This window comes from Hafnia sp. HMSC23F03 (assembly GCF_001816025.1).
Taxonomy (GTDB): domain Bacteria; phylum Pseudomonadota; class Gammaproteobacteria; order Enterobacterales; family Enterobacteriaceae; genus Hafnia; species Hafnia paralvei.
Map to the genome: position 1 here is coordinate 15,059 of NZ_KV824246.1, position 22,193 is coordinate 37,251.

A 22,193-nucleotide genomic window follows, 5' to 3' on the forward strand; every position below is an offset into this window, starting at 1 on the left:
ATACAGTCTGAAAGAATATTTACTCTTTCTCCTTTTTTTCTCCACGTTTTGAACTCACTGACAGGATAAAGTGCGTTAGCATGGATCGATTTACGTCTAGACCTCCACTTTCAAGCATAAGAGTAAGCGTTATGAGGGTATTTACCCGTGGCTAATTTTTTTATTGATCGCCCCATTTTTGCTTGGGTTATTGCCATTATTATCAGCCTTACAGGGCTGTTAGCGATAAACACTCTGCCTGTTGAGCAGTATCCAAACCTTGCGCCGCCAACGGTACGCATCAGCGCATCCTATCCGGGGGCTTCTGCTCAAACGCTGGAAAATACGGTAACGCAGATTATCGAACAAAATATGACAGGCCTAGATGGCTTGTTGTATATGTCATCTCAGAGCAGTAGCACCGGCAGCGCCTCAATCACCCTGACCTTTCAGGCTGGAATAAATCCTAATGAAGCGATGCAGCAGGTGCAAAACCAGTTGCAAGGAGCGACGCGTAAGCTGCCGCAGGATGTACAGCAACAGGGTGTGACGGTTTCAAAATCCGGCGATAACAGCCTAATGACCGTCGCCTTTGTCTCAACCGATCACAGTATGACTCGGCAAGATATTGCCGACTATGTCGCCAGTAATTTACAAGATCCTATCAGCCGTATCGACGGCGTGGGTAGCGTTGACGCCTTTGGTTCCCAATATGCTATGCGTATCTGGCTCGACCCCAACAAACTTAATAACTATAAACTGACGACCCAAGACGTTGTTACTGCGATTGAAACCCAAAACAATCAGATTGCCGTTGGACAAGTCGGTGGAACGCCATCCGTCAATGGTCAGGCATTGAATGCCACCATGAACGCCCAAGCACAGCTACAAACACCAGAACAATTCCGAGATATTACTCTCAGAGTCAATACCGATGGTTCTTATGTCACGCTAGGGGATGTTGCCACTGTTGAACTCGGGGCAGAAAATTACGATTATCTGAGCCGATACAACGGAATGCCAGCGTCGGGTATGAGCATCAAACTGGCTTCTGGCGCCAATGAGCTCGCGACCGATAAACTGGTTAAAGCCAAACTCACTGAGCTAGAGCAATATTTCCCACACGGCTTAAAAGTCGAATATGCCTATGAAACAACGCCATTTGTGCAGGAATCTATCAAGGACGTCGTAAAAACGCTGTTCGAAGCGATTTTCCTCGTGTTCTTGGTGATGTATTTATTCCTACAAAACTTCCGAGCAACCTTAATTCCCACGATTGCAGTACCGGTCGTATTACTTGGCACCTACGCAGTACTGTATGCCTTTGGCTTCAGTATCAATACCCTAACGATGTTTGCGATGGTGCTTGCCATCGGACTTCTGGTGGATGACGCCATCGTGGTGGTGGAAAACGTCGAACGCGTGATGGCCGAGGAAGGGTTATCCCCCCGAGAGGCGACGCGTAAATCGATGGCGCAAATCCAAAGCGCTTTGGTCGGGATCGCCTTAGTGCTTTCCGCTGTATTTGTGCCTATGGCTTTCTTTGGCGGCACAACCGGTGCCATTTATCGCCAATTCTCTGTGACTATCGTTTCGGCAATGGTCTTCTCTGTTTTAGTCGCCTTAATCTTGACACCGGCGCTGTGCGCGACCTTACTTAAGCCGATTAAAAAGGGTGAGCTTCACAGCCAAAAAGGCTTTTTCGGCTGGTTTAACCGCGTGTTTGAGCGTAGTACTCATCAGTACGAAAACGGTGTCGCCCGTATTGTGCGCAACAGTGGGCGTACCATGCTGTTATACCTGTTGATTATCGTTGGCTTAGCACTCGCGTTCACGCGTTTACCGACCTCTTTCTTGCCTTTGGAAGACCGCGGCGTCTTCATGACCCAGATCCAGTTACCCGTTGGATCAACGCAACAGCAAACGCTGAAAGTCGTGGAGAAAGTAGAAAATTACCTGCTGCAAGGTGAGAAAAAAAACGTCGTTTCCGTATTCTCAATTATTGGCTCAGGCCCTGGCGGTAACGGTCAGAACGTTGCACGTATGTTCGTACGTTTGAAGCACTGGGATGAACGATCCAATCCTGATGATTCTTCATTTGCCATTATCGATCGCGCAACCGCTGAATTTAATAAAATTAAGGAAGCCAGAGTTTTTGCCAGCAGCCCTCCAGCAATCTCAGGATTGGGTAACTCAGCCGGTTTTGATATGGAGCTCGAAGATCATGCGGGTCTTGGGCATGCTGAGCTCATGAAAGCGCGTGACACCTTGTTGGCCGCGGCGGCAAAAGAACCTCAGCTCACGCGTGTTCGTCACAACGGTTTAGACGACAGTCCACAGTTGCAGGTCAACATTGATCAACGCAAGGCACAAGCGCTAGGCGTTAATATTGATGACATCAACAACACTTTAAAAACGGCTTGGGGCTCAACTTACGTTAATGACTTCCTAGATCGCGGCCGTGTCAAAAAGGTTTATGTCCAAAGCGCGGCTCCTTACCGTATGCTGCCAAGCGATATCTATAGCTGGTACGTCAACAATAACAATGGCGAGATGGTTCCATTCTCTGCTTTTGCCAACAGCCAGTGGACCTATGGCTCACCACGACTGGAGCGCTACAACGGTAATGCAGCGCTAGAGATCGTCGGTGAAGCCGCTACGGGGGTTAGTACCGGTACAGCGATGGATATTATGGAGCGCCTTGTCAGCCACCTACCAAACGGTATCGGTTTAGAATGGACAGGCATGTCCTATCAGGAACGACTCTCTGGTGCTCAGGCTCCGGCACTTTATGCAATTTCGCTACTTGTAGTGTTCCTGTGTTTGGCGGCGTTATATGAGAGCTGGTCCATTCCATTCTCGGTCATGTTGGTCGTGCCATTAGGGGTGCTGGGAGCCGTATGCGCAACGTGGGTACGCGGGTTGGAAAACGATGTTTATTTCCAAGTTGGTCTACTAACGATCATCGGTCTTTCCGCTAAGAATGCCATATTGATTGTGGAGTTCGCCAATGAGCTACATCGTTCAGGGAAAGACTTGCTGGAAGCCACGCTGGAGGCATGCCGTCTACGTCTACGCCCAATATTGATGACGTCGTTAGCATTCATATTTGGTGTCTTGCCTATGGCGATAAGTCATGGCGCGGGCTCAGGCAGTCAACATGCGGTCGGGACTGGCGTATTAGGTGGAATGTTTACTGCAACCATCCTTGCCATCTTCTTTGTGCCAGTATTCTTTATTTTGGTTCGCCGCCGCTTTCCCGGAAAAACGGCATCCGCTATAGAGCCAGATGAAATCATCCCGCCAAAAGAATAATCACTCAACCACCTCCCTCTCCCGATGGAGGTGGTTTAACGCTGACAAGCAAAAGGCAGCCCGCGGGCTGCCTTTTATTTGGGTAAAACCATGGTGTTTGGCTTGTCACAAATTATCAAAAATATTCGTTTAAAACGATCTACAAATTGCCGACGGTCTCAAACTTATAGCCTCTCACTCGAGAGACTTTCTGACCAGTTTGTGATTACTGGTGCTTGTTTGACAACATGGCGTCAATAAACGCTTTCCAGTTGCTTAGTTCTGTATCAATCATATTTACGTCTTTGGTGGCTTACAAAATTTAGTACCCGATCATGATAACCTTTTACAGACCAATGGTGAATATTTGACCTAGTCGATATTTCTATAAGAACGACTATTCAGAAGCACTATTTAGATAAAGCGCAGCCTCAATTTACACAGTCGGAACACTCTTAGCGCTAACACTCTGGATCATGAGCCCTTTTTCCCGCATTATGTGTTAAATAATTTAACAACATCAACAAGTCAGGGTCTGCGCCACACACCATGAATTCGCCAGATCGTGAGCTTAGACACAGGTACTCTTGCCGCATGACAGCAAATTTAGAAAAAGCACCTCTTTATCTTTATGGCATCAAGAACTGCGACACCATTAAAAAAGCCCGAAAATGGCTTGAGGAGCAACAGGTGGTCTATCAGTTTCATGATTATCGTGCCGATGGTTTAGAGGCCGATCTGCTACACACGTTTATCGCCCAATTGGGGTGGGAAGCGTTACTGAACACGCGCGGAACGACATGGCGCAAGCTGGATGAATCATTACGCAGCAGTATCACCGATGCCGATAACGCAGCAGCATTAATGCTGGAGCATCCCGCGATTATCAAACGCCCGCTATTGGCACATAATGACCACATGCTGCTGGGATTTAAGCCGGAGCAATATGCACAATTTTTAGCTGAGGAGAAAATACGATGACCTGCCCTGTACTTGAGCTCACTCAGCAGTTAATCAAATGCCGTTCTGTTAGCCCTGAAGATGCAGGCTGTCAGGATCTATTGATCGAACGTCTGCAAGCCATTGGTTTTACCATCGAAGATATGACGTTTGGCGACACCCGTAACTTTTGGGCTTATCGCGGGGGTAATGGCCCTACGCTAGCATTCGCTGGCCATACCGACGTGGTACCAAGCGGAGATGAATCCAAATGGACCAATCCGCCGTATGAACCAACCCTGCGCGACGGTATGATTTACGGCCGAGGCGCAGCGGATATGAAAGGTTCGCTGGCAGCCATGGTCGTTGCGGCTGAACGCTTCATCGAAGCCAACCCTCACCATCAGGGGCGTCTGGCTTTCTTAATCACTTCGGATGAAGAAGCTAGCGCGGTAAACGGCACTGTTAAAGTAGTGGAAAAGCTGATTGCACGTCAGGAGAAGGTTGAATACTGCTTGGTTGGCGAACCGTCTAGCACGGAGAAAGTCGGCGATGTGGTTAAAAATGGCCGCCGTGGCTCAATGACGGCTAACCTCTATATTCATGGCGTACAGGGCCATGTTGCCTATCCACATTTGGCCGATAACCCCATTCATAAAGCCGCTCCTATGATAAATGAGTTGGTCAATGAAGTTTGGGATGAGGGGAATGAATTCTTTCCCCCTACCAGTATGCAGATCGCGAATATCGCCGCGGGTACGGGTAGCAATAACGTGATCCCTGGCGAGTTATATATACAGTTTAATTTCCGCTTCAGCACGGAGTCGACCGTCGATTCGATTAAGGCTCGAGTCAAAGACCTACTTGACCGCTATCAACTCAGCTATAGCTTAGAGTGGAACGTTTCAGGCTTGCCTTTCCTAACCGCACGCGGTCATTTGGTCGACGCTGTCGTCAATGCCATTCAGCATTATGGCGAAATTACGCCACAGTTGCTGACCACCGGTGGAACCTCTGATGGACGCTTTATCGCGCAGATGGGCACTCAGGTCGTTGAACTCGGGCCGGTCAATGCCACGATTCATAAAGTGGATGAGTGTGTTCATGCCGCAGACCTGCAAATGCTGAGCCGTATGTACCAAAGAATAATGGAGCAACTCGTCGCATGATCACGCCGGAAATGCTGACCGGACAAAGCACCGAGCATCTCGCCGTACTTTGTGGGAACCATCGTTTACAACCTGAGGCCGTTAAGGCTTTTCAGGCATTGCAATGCGCAGCCAAAGACGCTGGGTTTAATTTACAACCTGCCAGCACATTTAGAGACTTTGCTCGACAGCAAACTATCTGGAATGCGAAGTTCAATGGCGAACGCGCGGTTCTCGATGAAAATAGCCAACCACTGGATATCACAACGCTGACGGATGGTGAGTTATGCTGTGCAATTTTACGCTGGTCTGCACTTCCTGGCGCTAGTCGCCATCATTGGGGAACCGATCTCGATATCTATGATCCAGATCTTTTACCCGATGGGGAAAAACTTCAGCTTGAGCCGTGGGAATATCTGGAAGGCGGTTATTTCTATCCATTAAACCAATGGCTTTCAGATAATATGGACCGTTTTGGATTTTACCGTCCATTCAGCGATAAACAGCAAGGTGTTGCGGTAGAGCCTTGGCATCTCAGCTATCGCCCCCTCTCTTCCTTGGCTGAACATCAGCTAACGGAAGAGGTGCTAAAAAAGGCATGGCAAGGCCAGCACATTGCGGGTTCGGAATGGCTTATCCCACGCCTTTCAGAGATTTTTTCCCGCTTTATTGCCATAAAATAAGCCTTACTTATATGCTTTAAACCGCCTACATGGGCGGTTTTTTATCTTAAGCTCAGGAAATTTATACGTAATTTAGCGCTACCCTGTCCTATTTTTATTGCGGAAACTCCGCATAACTTTGTTTCTGAGGCTGTATACTTAACGCAGAGTGAATGGTGTCATGCAGAAAAGCGGTTATACCGTTTCACCGACGTTGGTGGTTCGAACCGATGAAACATGATTCGAAAGACCGCAACGTTTGCAGTTCAGCCATTTAATTAGCCAAAAATTTAAGGTGGTAGCTATGCAATGGTTAGCCGATTACTGGTGGATTATTCTGTTAGTTCTGATCGGGATGGTGTGGAATGGGATGAAAGCCTTGCTCAAAGTAGACCACAAAAGTTTTCTGAGCAATAAGCCTGAATTGCCACCGCATCGCGATAACAATGCCCAGTGGGACAATGATGATGACTGGCCTAAAAAGAAATAGCGCCAAGCACTCATCGGAATTAAAAGGGCAATTTTCATTGCCCTTCTCAAGATCATCATTTTATTTAAATGCGATCAAATCACCACGTTTACCACTCAGAGCTTCATCCCAATAGCGTTGCGGAATGTAAGCGTGTAAACGCTCAAGCGCTAAATCCATCATATTCTGGTCGATGGCATGCCCAATCGGCTCGATATCTAAAGTAAAGTCAGATCCGGATCTTTGCATACTCTCTGCAGCCTGATGCGCGTTATCGATAGCAATAATCGTATCCTCACTACCATGAATCAGGTGCACAACTGTATTCCCTAAACTTTTTTCAGGTAATGCGGCAAAACGGCCACTGAAAGATACCACCCTTCCGGCCAAATTTGGCGTCACTTTCACCGCCTCAAGCACCATAATCGCTCCCTGAGAAAATCCGACTAGCGCAGTAGCCTCAGGGTTAACATCAGCAACACGCTGCCAATATCGCACAATTTCAATAAACTGAGGCATAACGTCATTAATACGCTCGATGCGGTTCTCTTCTGTTATCCCATTCACCGAAAACCACTGCAAACCTTGGCCGCTCGGGATCTGATAGGGTGATCCGATGCTAATCACCAGCGCGTTTGGAAAAGCGTGAGCAAAATACTCTCCAATCGTTCCCATAGACACCGGATTATCGCCAACCCCGTGAAACAGCAAAATCAGCTGTTCTGCCGGTGTTGCAGGGCTTTGGACAACATGATGTTCGTGTTTCATTAGGTCACTCCTCGGTTAATTAAAACATGCCACTGATTGGCATCATTTGTTAACCACCACTATACGCCGAAGAGTTTTGAGGAAAATCGTATTTCCTTGATGAGGTTGTTCTATTTTTTTGCTCAATACTCATTAAAAACGAGATAAAAAAAATGGCCCCGAAGGGCCATTCAATTTAAGGGACTCTCCGCGCAGCCTAAACTGCACGGAGAATTCATACTAGGCAACAGCCCAAAATCCTTTCGGTACAACCTCTATTACTTGGACGCTAGCAAAAGAGATTGCATACTGTTGCCTGTGCGTATGAATCTATTACCAGCTGTATTTCACGCCAGCGTTAACAGCCCATGGCTGGTCGATATCACTACCACCCATATAGCTTGCGCCTGCGTAGGTGCTGAAGTTCTTAGTGAAGTTAAACTGACCGCCTAACCCAACGCGAACCGCTGAACCACCAACACCGTTGTCAATGTTGTCGCCGTTGATGTCTGCATCGTTGCTGCCTGCATCATCATAAACGTATGCCAAAGTCGCATATGGAGTCAGAGACTGGTCGTTTGCATAGTCGAAGCGATAGTTAGCATTGATACCCGCTTCGTAACGCAAGCTGTTGTAGCCCTGGTCAGACACATCCATGCCATTGCTGGTACGGTAGTCATCGCTGTCCATGAACAGACCAGAAACGCTAGCATATGGGCTCAGTTTACCTTGAGTATCAAGAGCAATGTCGTAACCCACTTTCAAGCCGAAGCCCCATGCATCAGAGCTGGTAGAGCCTGATGTGTGGTCGCCGTTGCTCATATCAGCATCCAGATCGTTGCTGTAATGAGAGTAGCTTAAAGAGGTATCCAAGAAGACGTTGTTGTCGAACTTAGCAGAAGAGTAGACACGAGCAGACTGGCTGTCCTGATCTACGCTGCCGCTGTGGTCGCTAACGTCGCCTTTAGCGAAGCCTGCTGACATACCGACCAACCAGTTTGCATAGTTGCCGTCGATAATCTTATCCACACCAACCATGATACCGCTGATATCTTGATCATAGCTGATCTCATCGCCGTCACCGTTAACATGACCGCCGAAGTAGCTCACCCATGCACCACCAGTGTCACCCACGCTATCACGAGTTTGAGTCTGGCGACGTTCCAGAGTGTCCTGCTCCATATGCCAGATGTTGGCGTTTGCAGAAGGAATGCTCAGCGCCATATTGGCAGCATCAGTCAGATTACGCTGGTCCAGAACAACAGTATCGCCACGCTGCTCTGCTTCATAGGTATAAGCACCCAGGTCAGCACGGTTAGCTGCGGTGAACGATGCGCTGGTATCTGCATTATTGTCGTACACACGAACAATTTCTTTGTCTTGGTAATCAGCGATAGAACCCTTACCAGTCGCGTTATCTACACGAACAGTGTAGTTACCGCTCACATCACCGTTAACCGCCAGGTGACCGTCAGAGTTGATAGCAATAACACCGTGGTCATAACCAGCAGCATTAACATCATTGGTCACATAACGCGCGTTGCTCATATCTGAATTGAGCACGTACTCACGGCTGCCGACATTCAGAGTACCAGCATCACTTAATACCAAGCTGTGAGTATCGGTCTGACCCAAACCTAAGTTCAGTTCACCACCGTTGGTCACAGTAATTGTGTTGGCATACAGTGCTGCAGTTTCTTCAGTCAAAATAACCTGACTGCCGCTATTGATGTTCAGTGAATCAGTAGCAACACCGCCGTTATAGCCATCCGAACGAGGAATTGTCGTGTCGTCAGCGTTATCGCCGATATGCATCGAAGAACCGTTATTTAAGGTGATGCTATCAGCCAGCAAGCTTGAATTCTCAACGTTAACCTGAGAACCGTTGTTAATGGTCAAAGTGTCAATGTTAGATTGCTTGCGGGTATCCCACTCAGAGCTATTATCCAGAGTAACGTTGAATAAACCGCTCTGATAAACAGCGGCTGAAGTGTAATCACCGTTTATATCGAACTCATCCGTTGGCCACAGGCTATTAGGGCTGTAATCATACAGAGTATTCGTATGTTCAACAGAAGACATCGCAGCACCAACCCACTTACTGCCGTTGGTTAATGTCAGATTTAAAGAATCTTGATCATCCCAACCATTGGTCCAACCACCGATGTCTTTATCATGACCACCGTTAGAATCATGGCCAGTTGGATCAAAGTTCTTATCGAATACGCTGGAGAACAGAACATCGCCAGTCAACGTTGAATGATCAAACGTAGCCGTAGTTTGCATGGCGTTATCAATATTACTTGCCGCAACAATCAGTGCCGCATCATCAAGGCCTGCAAAACCCGTTCCTGAGTAGTCACTTGGTTTGCCTGATTGACCATAGAAGCCTGTATTACCCAATTCTGAGTAAGCACCTGAAGTGACCACAGAATCTTTAACAGTTACGGTATCAGTAAAAATTTCTGGGCTATTAGTTACACCATCTTCCCAATAATAACCCTGAGTTAAGGTAATACCTGCAACGTGGGAATTGTTCTGGATAACAACATTTGCTTCCTGATCCAGAGTAATTGCATTACCCATTGCGTAGGTATTGTAAAGATCATGATCGCGAACACCATCTGTAGTCACGTCATAATCATAATGTTCGTAGGTATCATCAATCGTAGAGTTATCAACGGTCAGCTGCAGTGTACCCAACAGATGTTCGGTATCATGAGCACATTCATCGGTTACACAGGATGATGTAACCATACCGTGAATAGTGCTGTTAGTGATATTTAACGTATCAGCAGTATTTGATGAATCATAAGCAAGATAATAGGTTGAAATAACACCATTAACGACAGATTTATTAATTACTGGATAGATATCGCCATCATAATATCCGTCAGTTGAATTATTCCAGCCGACATATCCATCAAAATCTACATATCCATCAACATAACTACCAGCGTTAGCGTCGGTAAACTCATTGATATAAACATGATTACCGTAGCCAAGATCGTGGCCGTAGGTGTCGTAGGTAGTACCTGAAATATCATTTGTAGCAGCTACAGCAGCTTGAGCTGCGATAGCCATGGAGCAAGCCAATGCCAGACGCGTTAAAGCAGTCTTATTCTTCCAAGAAGACATCTGTTATTCCCTCAATATAGGCAACGTTAATCCATAACCCATCAGAGATGAATATAGTTATGAATTGTTGATACTTTTAAAATATATGAAACTATCTGAAAGTGCTTTCGCCAAAGTTCAGCGGAATTAAATAATAATTAAGAGGTAGATTTAATTCAACTAAAAAAAACCTTTAAATACAGTAACAATAGTCGTCGTGAAAATATAAAAAACTTTCACGATAAACGACCTGGAAAATAAATAAATTTAATTCTCAATTAAATAAATCAGAACACAAACAAAGTGGGAAAATAAATTTAAAATAGAATGATCTTTAGGAAAGCAATATTCAGAACTGCCGTCATTAACCATTAAGAATGTCAGTCAATACAGACCGCAATCGGGTAACCAGCTCTTTTTTACCAGATATCCTATATTTATCGCACAACTCACTCACACGACAATTCTCACTTACACAATCTTTTAGAAAGCAATTAAGTTCATTATCAGAAAGATTATTTGCAAGCCTAATGAGTGCATAAATAGAAACATCAAACGGGCGATAACAATGCGCGAAACCGTGAAGTTCATCGCAATCATCCCGATTCAGCGAGAGGTCTTTTTTCACGCTAATGGGCAATTTTATATTGAGCTTTTTTTCGATAAAGTAGCCATCACGCTGCAAACGTAGCTGCAATCGGCGTAAAAGCTGATCTGATTCTTCATTTAGAGGCACCATCGCCATCGCTGTATAGCAGCCACTGCTCGCTTCTAAATGCGTTCCAAACCTGACAAGTTGAAAACCACATCGTTGCCAAAACTGATGCAGTTCGGGCGTATAGCCAAAACTCACGGAAACAAAATCCAACTGTTCTTGCCGCGCTTGATGGATAACCGCAGCGACTAATGATCTAGCCACGCCTTGACGTCGCCATCCGGGAAAGACGGCAATTCGGCTGATTCTGCGGGAGCGTAAAACTGCGGCGCGCCATTGTCCACCATGAGCAGCCAATGACTGCGCAACTAAGCTGCCTTTGGGACGACGTTCACCAGCCCACACGGCTTTAGCTAGCTGCTCATCTAATCCGCCCTCATCTATCGCCCATAATGCGGCAACAATTTTGCTATCAACAAAGCTAGCATGTAGATGGTTTCCCACACCGTCCATTAACCGGCGCAGATCCAGTGGCGTAGTCTTGTAGTGAGCACTGGTTAAAAGAGCGTAGAAATCAGACATCACTTGTGGCGAAGAGTGCCATTCATTTTGGCATAATTTTTTTTGTTCAAACTTCCGGGCATGCACAAAGGGCTCTTGCGGCTCAGCAAATAGCAAAAGCGAATTCACCCAAGCCTCAAGGGGATCATCCATCGCCCAGCGCATAGGTTGTTCTAAGGAATAAATTTGACACGATGGAAGCGAAGAACAAAATTTGAGTAAAAAACCCCGTCCAGTACCTTCGTACCCTTGAACCGTCGTGGTTAAAAGGACATGTGGGAAAAATGAGATCAACTCGTTTAGCATCGGTGCCGGAATTGCTGCGGCTTCATCAATCAATAGCCAATCAACATTTTCAGGGACTTTTTGCCGGCATTGCTCCAGTAACCTATCAGGAGCATAAAACTCCACTCGTTTCCCGCGCTGAGACAAAATCTGAGTCGACACCCTATTTGGTCCTGTAACCCAACACTCTCCCGCCGTCCGTGCAGCAAACATGCCCGCCAGCGTTGACTTTCCACGCCCGCGTTCACCAATCACGACGCTCACAGGATCGTCATTCGTCAATAAAGCCCGTAATATCGCCTCCTGTTCCCGCGTTGGCGATCCGTCAGGACGATGCCACTCGGGGAGCGCCATGTGAAGCTCAGTAATTTCTTTCGGCGCCCCTTGCTTCCACACAATAATGTCAGGGTGCTGTGAAGTGACACGCTGGAAATGCCGAGCAAAATGAGGTGTGGCGATAGGCTCGGCCTGTTCACTCCAACGTAAGCTATCCATATCCGGTAAGCACGGCCACTGTTCCCAGTCCGGAACCAACAAAACGAGCCAATGACCCGCACTCATCGCCCCAGAAACTGCGGCCAGAGCTTCCGTATTAACACCCTCAGCGGCATTGAACACAACATGGGCAAGCTCTTGTCCCAACAGGCCTCTCGCCGCACGAGTCGCGATAGAAGCTATGCCTTCCGGCGCATTTTCGCCAACCCACAATAGATTCGGCTGAAGCGAAGACAGGTTCTCTTCTATAACTTGGCGATGCCACGTTGTATCACCGCTCACGATTAGCACACGGCGGATCCCCATGCGCTGCATAGAGGTGATAGAAGAAGAAAGAGACATACGGATCCGCTTAGAGAGTCAAAAGAAGAGGATATTATACTCGAAGTAAGAGGTATTAGGGCTTTGCGCCCCGCAACATCCAATGCGGGGCGCAGATAGACTATTTAATTAGCAGATGCAAATGTGTCACAGCGACTTGGGTTTCCACTATCAAAACCGCGTTTAAACCATGTGTAGCGCTGTTCTGAAGTTCCATGAGTGAAGCTATCTGGGATAACTCGCCCTTGACTTTGCTGTTGCAAGCGGTCGTCACCAATAGCTTGCGCGGCGTTCAACGCCTCTTCTAAATCGCCCGCCTCCAACACTTGCTGATTTTGCATGTTATGGCCCCAAACGCCAGCGAAGCAATCGGCCTGAAGCTCCATCTTCACAGAGAGTCGATTCTGCTCAGCTTTGCTTGCCCCTTGCTGCATTTGGCGTACCTTGGGTTCAATACCCAGCAAGTTTTGTACGTGGTGCCCAACTTCATGTGCCACCACGTAGCCTTGAGCAAAATCACCGTCTGCACCTAATTTATTCTTCATCTCTTGATAGAAAGAGAGATCGATATAGACAGTTTTGTCAGCAGGGCAGTAAAAAGGCCCCATGACCGACTGGCCCGTTCCACATCCGGTACGCGTCGCCCCCCGATACAATACCAGCTTCGGCTCCTGATACTGCCTACCCATTTTCTGGAATAACTGACTCCAGGTATCTTCGGTGGAGGCCAAAATAACTGAAGTAAATTTCGCCATCTGGTTATCCTGCGCAGATTTGGCAGGCTGGCTTTGTTGCTGAGTTTGTCCCATTGGGGCTTCACCATTCAGCAGCGGTGTTAGATCCACGCCGTAATATCCCGCCACCAATACCACCACCAGCAGAATTAGGCCGCCTTTGCCACGCGGTACACGAAAACCACCGCCACCGAAACCACCGGATGAACCCGTGGAATCTCCACGTCGATCTTCAACGTTGTCGCTTTCGCGACGCCCTTGCCAGCGCATAGTTAAACCTCAGAAATGACATGATGTGTTAATGGTAGGAAATTGCTGGCGTGAATACCATAAAAAGGAGAAATCAGATAATGAAATATTTCATGAGAGGAAAACATCCGATGCTTCAGCGCATCAGTGAAGCATAAAAACAACAACAGAGACCAAGGCCTCTGCTGTTTATTCAAATAGTTGCTGTGAAGATTAGTCTAATTTCACACCAATACGATGCGCGACTTCTTCGTAGGCTTCGATCAAACCGCCTAAGCTCTGGCGGTAGCGATCTTTATCCATCTTGTTCAGTGTTTCTTTATCCCACAAACGGCTGCCGTCTGGAGAGAACTCATCACCCAGCACGACCTGACCTTTAAACAAGCCGAATTCAAGTTTGAAATCGACAAGGATTAACCCTGCATCACCAAAAATTTTGCTCAGCACATCGTTCACTTTGTAGCTCAGCGCTTTCATCGTGGCCAGATTTTCATCGCTCACCCAGCCAAAGGTACGGCAGTAGGATTCATTTACCATCGGGTCATGCATCGCATCATTTTTCAGGAATAAATCGAAAAGTGGCGGATTCAGCGGCGTCCCTTCTTCGATGCCTAAGCGCTTAACCAGAGAACCCGCTGCGCGGTTGCGGATCACACATTCAACTGGAACCATATCCAGTTTTTTAACTAAAACCTCGGTATCAGAAAGCAAGCGTTCCATCTGGGTCGGGATCCCCGCCTCTTCCAGCTTGCTCATGATGAAGTGGTTAAACTTGTTATTCACCATCCCCTTACGATCAAACTGCTCAATGCGCTGGCCGTCCAGTGCTGATGTATCATTTCGGAACTCAAGAATCAGCAAATCCGGGTTTTCAGTGGTATACACGGTTTTTGCCTTGCCGCGATACAACTCAGCGAGCTTTTGCATTTTGCTTACTCCATAGGTTTAGGAACACGAAAACTGAAATCCGCAGCTTTAGGTCAAAGCGCATCAATTTAGGGGCATTATACGCCAGCCAAACGATTGCGCATTAAAAAAATGAAATAAAAAAGAGGCCGAAGCCCCTTTTTGTCTTTACTAACGGTTGTTAGCTACTTACTGACATTTGACTTAGAAAAAGCGGCTTGGAACACACTGACCAACGCATCATTCTGCGACTGAGTCAATGGCGCGCCTTTGCTGTCTAAGAATTGTAAGCTGGTACGGTTATCTAAGTCACCCACCTGAATCTTGTAATCGCCTTCTTTGAGTTCTGGATCTTTCGCGCCCAAATCATCCCAGCTACTGCTGCTGATAGATTTGTACGTGACAGAAATAGTCCCCTGTGGACGGCTACGATCGGTCACTTTCATGCCAATCAGGTCAAGCGTTGATGGCAAGCGATCCCACACGGCAGTATAAGGCGCGCGCGCAATCAACACCGGTAAACCGGTATCATCGGCACCGCTTTGCACGTCGATATCACCGACCTGACGATTAGCACGCGCATTAGCCTGATCGGTCTGATATTTATCCAAACCGCTGACGACGTTGTTCAGTACAGACACCGCATAACGCTGAGTTTGAGAATCCTCAGTGATCGCCGTTTCACCCTGCTTCAGACCTAAAGATTTCACGACAACCGCAGTCTGATAACCTTGTGGTTGCACGGAGATCTGATAACGGCCTTCATACTGGACGTCTTCATCACCACGCTGGAAGCTAACCCAGTCTGTCGTCAACGTCTGGCCTGCATCATTGCGGCTGGCTATTGGGTAGTTTAGCCCTTGAACCGCTTGCGTCACCTGAGTCCAAAGGCTACTCGCCCCCGGAGTACTCTCAACCAACACAATCGCAGCGCCGTTAACAAACTGACCACGAGAGCCGTTCAACAGAGCCAAAGGCTGTGCAGGTGGTCGAATATCCAACGCTTTACCCACTTCACCTTTAGCCGTGGCCAAGCGAACATCGTAGGTTCCATTTTGCACTGGCAAAATCATACCCGCAGGTGTTTTCAATTCGGACAACGTCGTCGCATCAAGATAGGCCTCATCGCCGCTCACCTGACGCTTATAGCGCTGATCGGTCGAGCATGCAGACAGCATCATGACCAAAGAAATGCCGACGACAGTCGCTACCGCCGACTTTTGTACTGAGTAAGCCATTCAATCTCCCTAAGAGTTACAGCAAGCCGACGTGTTTTAGCGCTTGTTCTACGACAGGGCGAGCCTTATCGCTAATTGGCGTCATTGGTAAACGCATAGTGTCGGTTGCTATCAATCCCAATACCTTACAGGCCCATTTCACCGGTATCGGATTTGCTTCTACAAATAACTGTTGATGCAGCGCCATTAAACGCTGGTTCAGCTTACGAGCCTTGGCAAAATCACCATCGGCCGCCAGCTTACAGAGTTCAGCCATTTCACGCGCAGCAACGTTTGCTGTGACAGAAATAACGCCCTGACCACCCAGTTGCATAAAGTCCAGAGCCGTTGCGTCATCGCCGCTTAGCAAAATAAAGCTATCGTCGTTGACCAGTTCTTGGATCTGACTAACACGACTTAAGTTCCCGGTCGCTTCTTTTACAGCAATAATATTTTTGATTTCTGCCAGGCGCGCAATGGTTTCTGGCAACATATCGCATCCCGTACGCGAAGGTACGTTATACAAAATTTGTGGTAAATCAGTATGTTCCGCAATTGCTTTAAAATGCTGGAACAGACCTTCCTGCATTGGCTTATTGTAATACGGTGTTACCGTCAGACAACCCACCACGCCCGAATTATTAAAACGCTCAGTCAACGCAATCGCTTCCGCGGTTGCATTTGCTCCAGCGCCTGCTATTACAGGGATTCTGCCATCAGCAAGATCCAGCGTCTGTAGCACCACATCGACATGTTCGTCGTGGTTTAAGGTGGCAGATTCGCCGGTGGTTCCCACGGACACTATCGCAGATGTCCCGCTGGCCACATGATAATCAATCAATTTCTTCAAGCTAGCGCGATCGACTTGACCTTTGTCATCCATCGGCGTAACCAGCGCAACAATACTTCCCGTGAACATTGACAGTCCCTCCACAAACAGGTTCCTCATGGTACTTTTGAAAGCGATCGCAAAGCAAGTAAACATCTATGTGCTAACTGCTTGTCGAGCCGTTTTTTTTATGTTTACCTTGGGATACCATCACAAAGTCAGGAAGAATGCTCTTGCCACAGCCCAATCAACACTATTTAGTCATCACCGCCTTAGGTGCAGATCGCCCCGGTATCGTCAATAACATCACGCGCCATGTCAGTAGCTGCGGGTGTAATATTGAAGATAGCCGTTTGGCAATGTTGGGCGAAGAGTTCACTTTTATTATGCTGCTCTCAGGTAGCTGGAACGCTATCACGCTGATTGAATCCACTCTGCCGTTAAAAGGCGTCGAAATGGATTTGCTGATCGTCATGAAGCGTACGACATGGCATGAACGTCCAACCATGCCAGCCACCGTTTGGGTTCAGGTTGAGGTAAAAGATTCTCCGCACATCATTGAGCGCTTCACCGACTTATTTGATTCGCACCATATGAACATCGCCGAGCTGGTGTCCAAGACACAATTAAGCCAAGATTCAGCAGCACCAAAGCTGTATATTCAAATCACAGCACACAGCCCTGCAAGCCAAGATGCAGAAAGTATTGAACAAGCTTTCGAGAAGCTCTGTACAGAACTCAGCGCACAGGGCAGTATTAACGTCGTGAACTATTCCCTGCATGAAGATAAAGACGGAGAGCAGTAATGAGCCCATTGAAAGCCGGTAGCATCGCTCCTAAATTTACCCTGTTAGATCAAGATGGTGAGCAAATCAGCTTGGCCGACTTCCAAGGTCAGAAAGTTTTAGTCTATTTTTATCCAAAAGCCATGACTCCAGGCTGTACCTTTCAAGCCTGTGGCCTGCGCGACAATATGGATGAATTGAAAAAATTGGGTGTAGAAGTGTTAGGTATTAGCACTGACAAACCTGAAAAACTTTCCCGCTTTGTAGAAAAAGAAGTTCTTAACTTCACATTGCTGTCTGATGAAGATCACAAAGTAGCTGAAGAGTTTGGTGTCTGGGGCGAGAAAACCTTTATGGGTAAAACCTATGACGGCATTCATCGTATCAGCTTCCTGATTGATGAAGAAGGCAAAGTTCAGCACGTATTTGACGATTTCAAAACCAGTAACCACCACGACATCGTGCTGGACTATGTAAAAAATAACGGCTAACTCATCCGCCGTCATAAAACGTCAACGCCCTGCACATGCAGGGCGTTGTTTTTTCTCAGCTCAATGATTAATCCGCTTCCGAGATAAACTCATCTGGCCACGCATGAATGACGGCTTTCACTAGGGTCGCCAGCGGGATAGCAAAAAATACGCCCCAGAAGCCCCACAGCCCGCCAAAGATAATCACCGAAAGAATGATCACGAGCGGATGCAAGTTGACCGCTTCGGAGAACAGCAGCGGCACCAATAAATTCCCGTCAAGCCCCTGCACCACCAGATAGGCAATAAACAACGTCCAGAAATCCGCACCCAGTCCCCACTGGAACAGCGCCACAATAACCACCGGAATGGTTACCAACACTGCGCCGATATAGGGGATCAAAACTGAGAATCCGACCAATACCGCCAGCAGCAAGGCATAATGCAAATCAACGACCAGAAACACCAGATAGGTCGCGACACCGACCACCACCATTTCGAGCACTTTGCCTCGAATATAGTTGGTGATTTGCTGGTTCATCTCAATCCATACCTGCCCTGCTAAACCACGGTCGCGAGGCAATACTCGACGTACAGCGTTCAGCATCTGCTCTTTATCCTTTAACAGGAAAAACACCATCAAAGGCACGAGAATCAGATAGATAGCTAATGTAAGAAGCCCTACTAGCGACGCCAGCGATAACTTCACCACCGACTCCCCCATCACCGCCATTTTGGCGCGGATATTTTCGACGACCATATCGATAATCCCTGCGTCCATCAGCGCCGGATAACGGCTAGGCAGCGTGGCAGCAAACTCGTAGAAACGAGTGACCATTTTGGGCATATCGGCCATCAAATTAAATCCCTGCTGCCATACCGCAGGAGCAATGACAAAGACCGACAGCAGAGTAATTCCGCCAAACACAATGAGGACAGCAATGACCGCCCATACTCGAGAGAAGCCAATTAATTGCAGTTTATGCGTTGGCCACTCGAGCAGATAGGCTAAAACAATCGCCACCAGCAACGGAGCAAGTATTCCGTTGAAAAAATAGATGATACAAAAACCGACTAGCAGGATCGTCAGCAATGCTATTGCCTGCGGATCGGTAAATCGTCTCCGATACCACTGCATTAACATATCAAGCATGCGGGTCACTCCTTAAGCTGCACAACGTGTGGTTCTTATCCTTGAAAAGAGCTGGCAAACATCGCCAATAGCGTAAAATGATAATTTTGCTGTCATCAGGACATGGAGTCCATCAGGCTATGGTGGCAGAATAAGCCAACAAGCAAGAAACTTCGCCATTCTCAACACGGACTCAAGCGTTGAAAATGGGCGCATACCCAAAAATTTCATGTGAGCGGGTATATTCATTTGTGGAATGAGTGTAATTGAGTGTGACAAAGTTAAGAAGAACTCTTATCGGGGTTTAGTGTCAAAAATGCCATGACTGACTCTTACAAATGCGTTGTATCCCATTGATTAACGCTTTCACCAGATGAAACTGAATGGAACTGTCACTTATGACTTCTCGGTTTAAAACATCGGTTATCGCAACGATAGTGGCTGGGCTATTGCTCACTGGCTCAATGCCAAGCAAAGCAGATCCTAGCGATGACCAACTGCCTGACATTGGTACAACTGCGGGAAACACGCTGAGTATTAACCAAGAGCTGGCGATGGGTGATTTTTATGTGCGTCAGTTGCGCGCCAGTACACCGCTGATCAACGATCCACTTTTGATGGAGTATATCAATGGGCTCGGCACAAGGCTGGTCGCTCATGCTAACTCGGTACGCACACCGTTTCACTTCTATTTGGTTCGCAACGATGAAATCAACGCCTTCGCCTTTTTCGGTGGCAACGTTGTTTTGCACTCCGCCCTCTTCCGATATACCGATAATGAAAGCCAACTGGCCTCGGTTATGGCGCATGAAATCTCTCACGTTACCCAACGCCATTTAGCGCGTGCGATGGAAGAGCAGCAGCGTACTGCGCCGCTGACATGGGTCGGTGCACTCGGTTCAATCTTGCTGGCAATGGCAAGCCCACAGGCGGGTATGGCCGCTCTTAGCGGTACATTAGCGGGTAGCCAGCAAAACATGATCAGCTTTACGCAGCAAAATGAACAAGAAGCAGACCGTATCGGCATTCAAGTGCTACAGCGATCCGGTTTTGATCCGCAAGCGATGCCAAATTTCCTGCAAAAGCTATCCGATCAGCTACGCTACTCCTCCAAGCCCCCAGAAATTTTGCTGACGCACCCCCTACCCGATAGTCGTTTATCTGATACACGCAACCGCGCTAATCAAATGCCACCGCACCCAGTTCAGTCTTCACAAGATTATTTATTAGCGAAGGTACGCGCGCTTGGCATGTACAGCGGTGGACAAGATGGCAATACGTTCCTGACGGAGGATGTGCTCAAGGCGATGGAAAATGGCAACGTGCGCGAACAAACCGCCGCTCGCTATGGCCGTGCCATTTTATTCAGCCAGGCAAACAAATATGATGATGCTCGAAAAATGCTACAGCCCCTGCTTGACAGTCAGCCTGATAACATCTGGTTTATCGACTTGATGACAGATATCGATCTGGAGCAGAAAAAAGCACCGGCCGCGATTGCCCGTTTAGAGAAAGCGTTAGCCAAAAGCCGCACTGAGCCCGTCTTACAAATCAATCTGGCAAACGCCTATGTCGAAGGAAACCAAGCCGCTAAAGCATCGCGGATACTCTATCGTTATACCTTTGAGCATCCTAACGATCCTAACGGCTGGGATCTACTCGCACAAGCGAGCACAGCACAAGGCCTTCGTGATGAAGAGCTTTCTGCTCGCGCTGAAAGTTTAGCGCTGCTGGGTCAGTTAGATCAGGCGATTGGCTTACTCAGTAATGCCAGCGCACTGATGCCCGTTGGCAGCCTAAAACAAGCTCGCTACGACGCGCGTATCGACCAGCTTAGACAACTACAACAACGCTTCAAGCAATACCAACGCGGAGGCCGTTAAGGAAAATCCATGACACAACAAGTAACGATCTATCACAACCCACGCTGCTCCAAAAGCCGCGAAACCCTCGCGCTGCTGCAAGAACAAGGCATCGAACCCCAGATTATTCAATATCTTGATACTCCGCCAGACGCGGCCACGCTGAAAACGCTGTTGAAAGAGCTCGGTTTCAGTTCCGCCCGTCAGCTCATGCGCCATAAAGAAGACCTCTATAAAGAACTCAATCTGGCGGATGAATCCCTAACGGAAGATCAACTGATCGATGCCATGGTCAATCATCCTAAATTGATCGAACGTCCCATCGTCGTTAAGGGAAAAAAAGCGCGTATCGGCCGTCCTCCAGAGCAAATATTAGCGATCCTGTAATTCGAGGTTTGATATGGAACAGCCCGTCTTAAAAGGCAAACTTGTTGAGCTGCACCCAATGCAGGCGGAGCACCGCCAGTCGATCATTGATGCTGCTTCAGACGGGCAACTTTGGGAGATGACATTAACCGTGATCCCAAGTCCACAAACCATAGATCAATATCTCAACCGCGCTTTCGAAAACCGCGACAACGGCAGCCACATCCCCTTTGTGATTATCGATGCGGCAAGCCGCAAAATCGTCGGTTGCACCCGTTTTTGGAAAATTGACCGTGCCAACCGCAAACTGGAAATTGGACATACGTGGCTGAGCCAATCTTTTCAACGTTCAGGCATCAACACTGAAGCGAAATACCTCCTTCTAACCTACGCCTTTGAAGTGATGAACTGCGTGCGCGTACAGTTCACCACCGATGAAAATAACACCCGCTCACGCGCCGCGATCTTACGCATCGGAGCCCAACAAGAAGGCATCGTTCGCCATGAGCGAATCATGCCCGATGGCCGAAAACGCAATTCTGTTAGATTCAGTATTATTGACGATGAGTGGGAAGTGGTTAAGGCGGGGCTTGAGGGGAAAATGGCTGGGAAGCTTGGTGTAAGGTAGTGGGGTGTTTTCGCCGGTCAACAAATACGTAGCTCCGGTTTGGAAACTCGACTATGCAAGCATTGTGTAATATTTCGTTCGCCGGTCAGCAAATGCGCTTCCATGAGCCCACTGGCGAAGGCGACCGATGAGGGGCGCCAGCGCGCGCCCCTTCAATCCTCGCGCTTTTTATCCGAGACGCCATCTCCGCTCCGGTTTGGTATCGCCCATCCAGGGCGCCCCAAACTCCGTCACGACATCCCTGTCGTGCCGGCTCTACCTACCAAGACTTAAACTAAAAACCTGCAAGCTTTGGGTTTATCTTTTGATTTTGACCTTTTCCGGCACGTTGTTCTTCAGCCGA

General features: G+C 47.8%; 18 protein-coding genes. 10 read left to right on the forward strand and 8 right to left on the reverse strand.

Features of this window, described 5'->3' with window-relative positions:
• Positions 1–147: 147 nt before the first annotated feature.
• From acrD to HMPREF3091_RS21165, 5 genes are all read left to right on the forward strand, one after another.
• On the forward strand, positions 148–3,294 hold the full coding sequence (gene acrD / locus HMPREF3091_RS21145; protein WP_070718827.1) for a multidrug efflux RND transporter permease AcrD: 3,147 nt from the start codon (positions 148–150) through the stop codon (positions 3,292–3,294).
• 573 nt (positions 3,295–3,867) lie between these two features.
• Positions 3,868–4,254 (forward strand): ArsC family reductase, encoded by a 387-nt coding sequence (locus tag HMPREF3091_RS21150; protein ID WP_070718830.1) that lies wholly within the window; start codon positions 3,868–3,870, stop codon positions 4,252–4,254.
• A complete protein-coding gene (dapE, locus tag HMPREF3091_RS21155) occupies positions 4,251–5,381 on the forward strand; it encodes a succinyl-diaminopimelate desuccinylase (RefSeq protein ID WP_070718835.1) in 1,131 nt (376 codons plus the stop codon). The genes HMPREF3091_RS21150 and dapE overlap by 4 nt, the downstream gene beginning before the upstream one ends.
• Positions 5,378–6,043, forward strand: coding sequence for a M15 family metallopeptidase (locus tag HMPREF3091_RS21160; RefSeq protein ID WP_070718840.1), 666 nt, complete (start codon positions 5,378–5,380; stop codon positions 6,041–6,043). Before dapE ends, HMPREF3091_RS21160 begins: the two co-directional genes overlap by 4 nt.
• A gap of 283 nt (positions 6,044–6,326) precedes the next feature.
• Complete coding sequence (locus tag HMPREF3091_RS21165; protein WP_008814137.1) at positions 6,327–6,512, forward strand: YpfN family protein; 186 nt, start codon at positions 6,327–6,329, stop codon at positions 6,510–6,512.
• Between the two features lie 60 nt (positions 6,513–6,572).
• Here HMPREF3091_RS21165 and ypfH read toward each other — a convergent pair whose 3' ends face one another.
• The 7 genes from ypfH to dapA form a co-directional block, all read right to left on the reverse strand.
• A complete protein-coding gene (gene ypfH, locus HMPREF3091_RS21170) occupies positions 6,573–7,259 on the reverse strand; it encodes an esterase (RefSeq protein ID WP_070718843.1) in 687 nt (228 codons plus the stop codon).
• 312 nt (positions 7,260–7,571) lie between these two features.
• Complete coding sequence (locus HMPREF3091_RS21175) at positions 7,572–10,376, reverse strand: autotransporter outer membrane beta-barrel domain-containing protein (RefSeq protein WP_070718846.1); 2,805 nt, start codon at positions 10,374–10,376, stop codon at positions 7,572–7,574.
• Positions 10,377–10,719: 343 nt separating this feature from the next.
• Entirely contained in the window at positions 10,720–12,693 is a 1,974-nt protein-coding gene (locus HMPREF3091_RS21180; RefSeq protein WP_070718850.1) for a tRNA(Met) cytidine acetyltransferase TmcA, read from the reverse strand.
• A gap of 104 nt (positions 12,694–12,797) precedes the next feature.
• Positions 12,798–13,676, reverse strand: a complete 879-nt coding sequence (locus tag HMPREF3091_RS21185) for a KPN_02809 family neutral zinc metallopeptidase (RefSeq protein ID WP_070718852.1) — start codon at positions 13,674–13,676, stop codon at positions 12,798–12,800.
• Between the two features lie 192 nt (positions 13,677–13,868).
• Positions 13,869–14,582: a phosphoribosylaminoimidazolesuccinocarboxamide synthase gene (gene purC / locus HMPREF3091_RS21190; protein ID WP_039188164.1), complete on the reverse strand. Its 714-nt coding sequence runs from the start codon at positions 14,580–14,582 to the stop codon at positions 13,869–13,871.
• Between the two features lie 164 nt (positions 14,583–14,746).
• Positions 14,747–15,799, reverse strand: coding sequence for an outer membrane protein assembly factor BamC (gene bamC, locus HMPREF3091_RS21195; RefSeq protein WP_070718856.1), 1,053 nt, complete (start codon positions 15,797–15,799; stop codon positions 14,747–14,749).
• Between the two features lie 16 nt (positions 15,800–15,815).
• Positions 15,816–16,697 carry a 4-hydroxy-tetrahydrodipicolinate synthase gene (dapA, locus tag HMPREF3091_RS21200; protein ID WP_035503080.1) on the reverse strand — a complete coding sequence of 294 codons (882 nt, stop codon included), beginning with the start codon at positions 16,695–16,697 and terminating at the stop codon, positions 15,816–15,818.
• Between the two features lie 137 nt (positions 16,698–16,834).
• On the opposite strand from dapA, the gene HMPREF3091_RS21205 reads away from it, so the two are divergent.
• Positions 16,835–17,413 (forward strand): glycine cleavage system transcriptional repressor, encoded by a 579-nt coding sequence (locus tag HMPREF3091_RS21205; protein ID WP_004091990.1) that lies wholly within the window; start codon positions 16,835–16,837, stop codon positions 17,411–17,413.
• Positions 17,413–17,883, forward strand: coding sequence for a thioredoxin-dependent thiol peroxidase (bcp, locus tag HMPREF3091_RS21210; RefSeq protein ID WP_070718858.1), 471 nt, complete (start codon positions 17,413–17,415; stop codon positions 17,881–17,883). Before HMPREF3091_RS21205 ends, bcp begins: the two co-directional genes overlap by 1 nt.
• Before the next feature lie 67 nt (positions 17,884–17,950).
• On the opposite strand, the gene HMPREF3091_RS21215 is transcribed toward bcp, so the two are convergent.
• Complete coding sequence (locus HMPREF3091_RS21215) at positions 17,951–19,015, reverse strand: AI-2E family transporter (RefSeq protein ID WP_004091986.1); 1,065 nt, start codon at positions 19,013–19,015, stop codon at positions 17,951–17,953.
• Between the two features lie 377 nt (positions 19,016–19,392).
• On the opposite strand from HMPREF3091_RS21215, the gene HMPREF3091_RS21220 reads away from it, so the two are divergent.
• From HMPREF3091_RS21220 to HMPREF3091_RS21230, 3 genes are read left to right on the forward strand one after another with little or no spacing between them, the layout of a single operon-like run.
• Positions 19,393–20,877 (forward strand): beta-barrel assembly-enhancing protease, encoded by a 1,485-nt coding sequence (locus HMPREF3091_RS21220; protein WP_070718862.1) that lies wholly within the window; start codon positions 19,393–19,395, stop codon positions 20,875–20,877.
• Positions 20,878–20,886: 9 nt separating this feature from the next.
• The gene (arsC, locus tag HMPREF3091_RS21225; RefSeq protein WP_070718865.1) at positions 20,887–21,243 is read left to right on the forward strand and encodes an arsenate reductase (glutaredoxin); all 357 of its coding nucleotides are present in this window, start codon (positions 20,887–20,889) and stop codon (positions 21,241–21,243) included.
• A gap of 13 nt (positions 21,244–21,256) precedes the next feature.
• Positions 21,257–21,850, forward strand: coding sequence for a GNAT family N-acetyltransferase (locus HMPREF3091_RS21230; protein ID WP_070718868.1), 594 nt, complete (start codon positions 21,257–21,259; stop codon positions 21,848–21,850).
• The last annotated feature ends 343 nt before the right edge of the window (positions 21,851–22,193 follow it).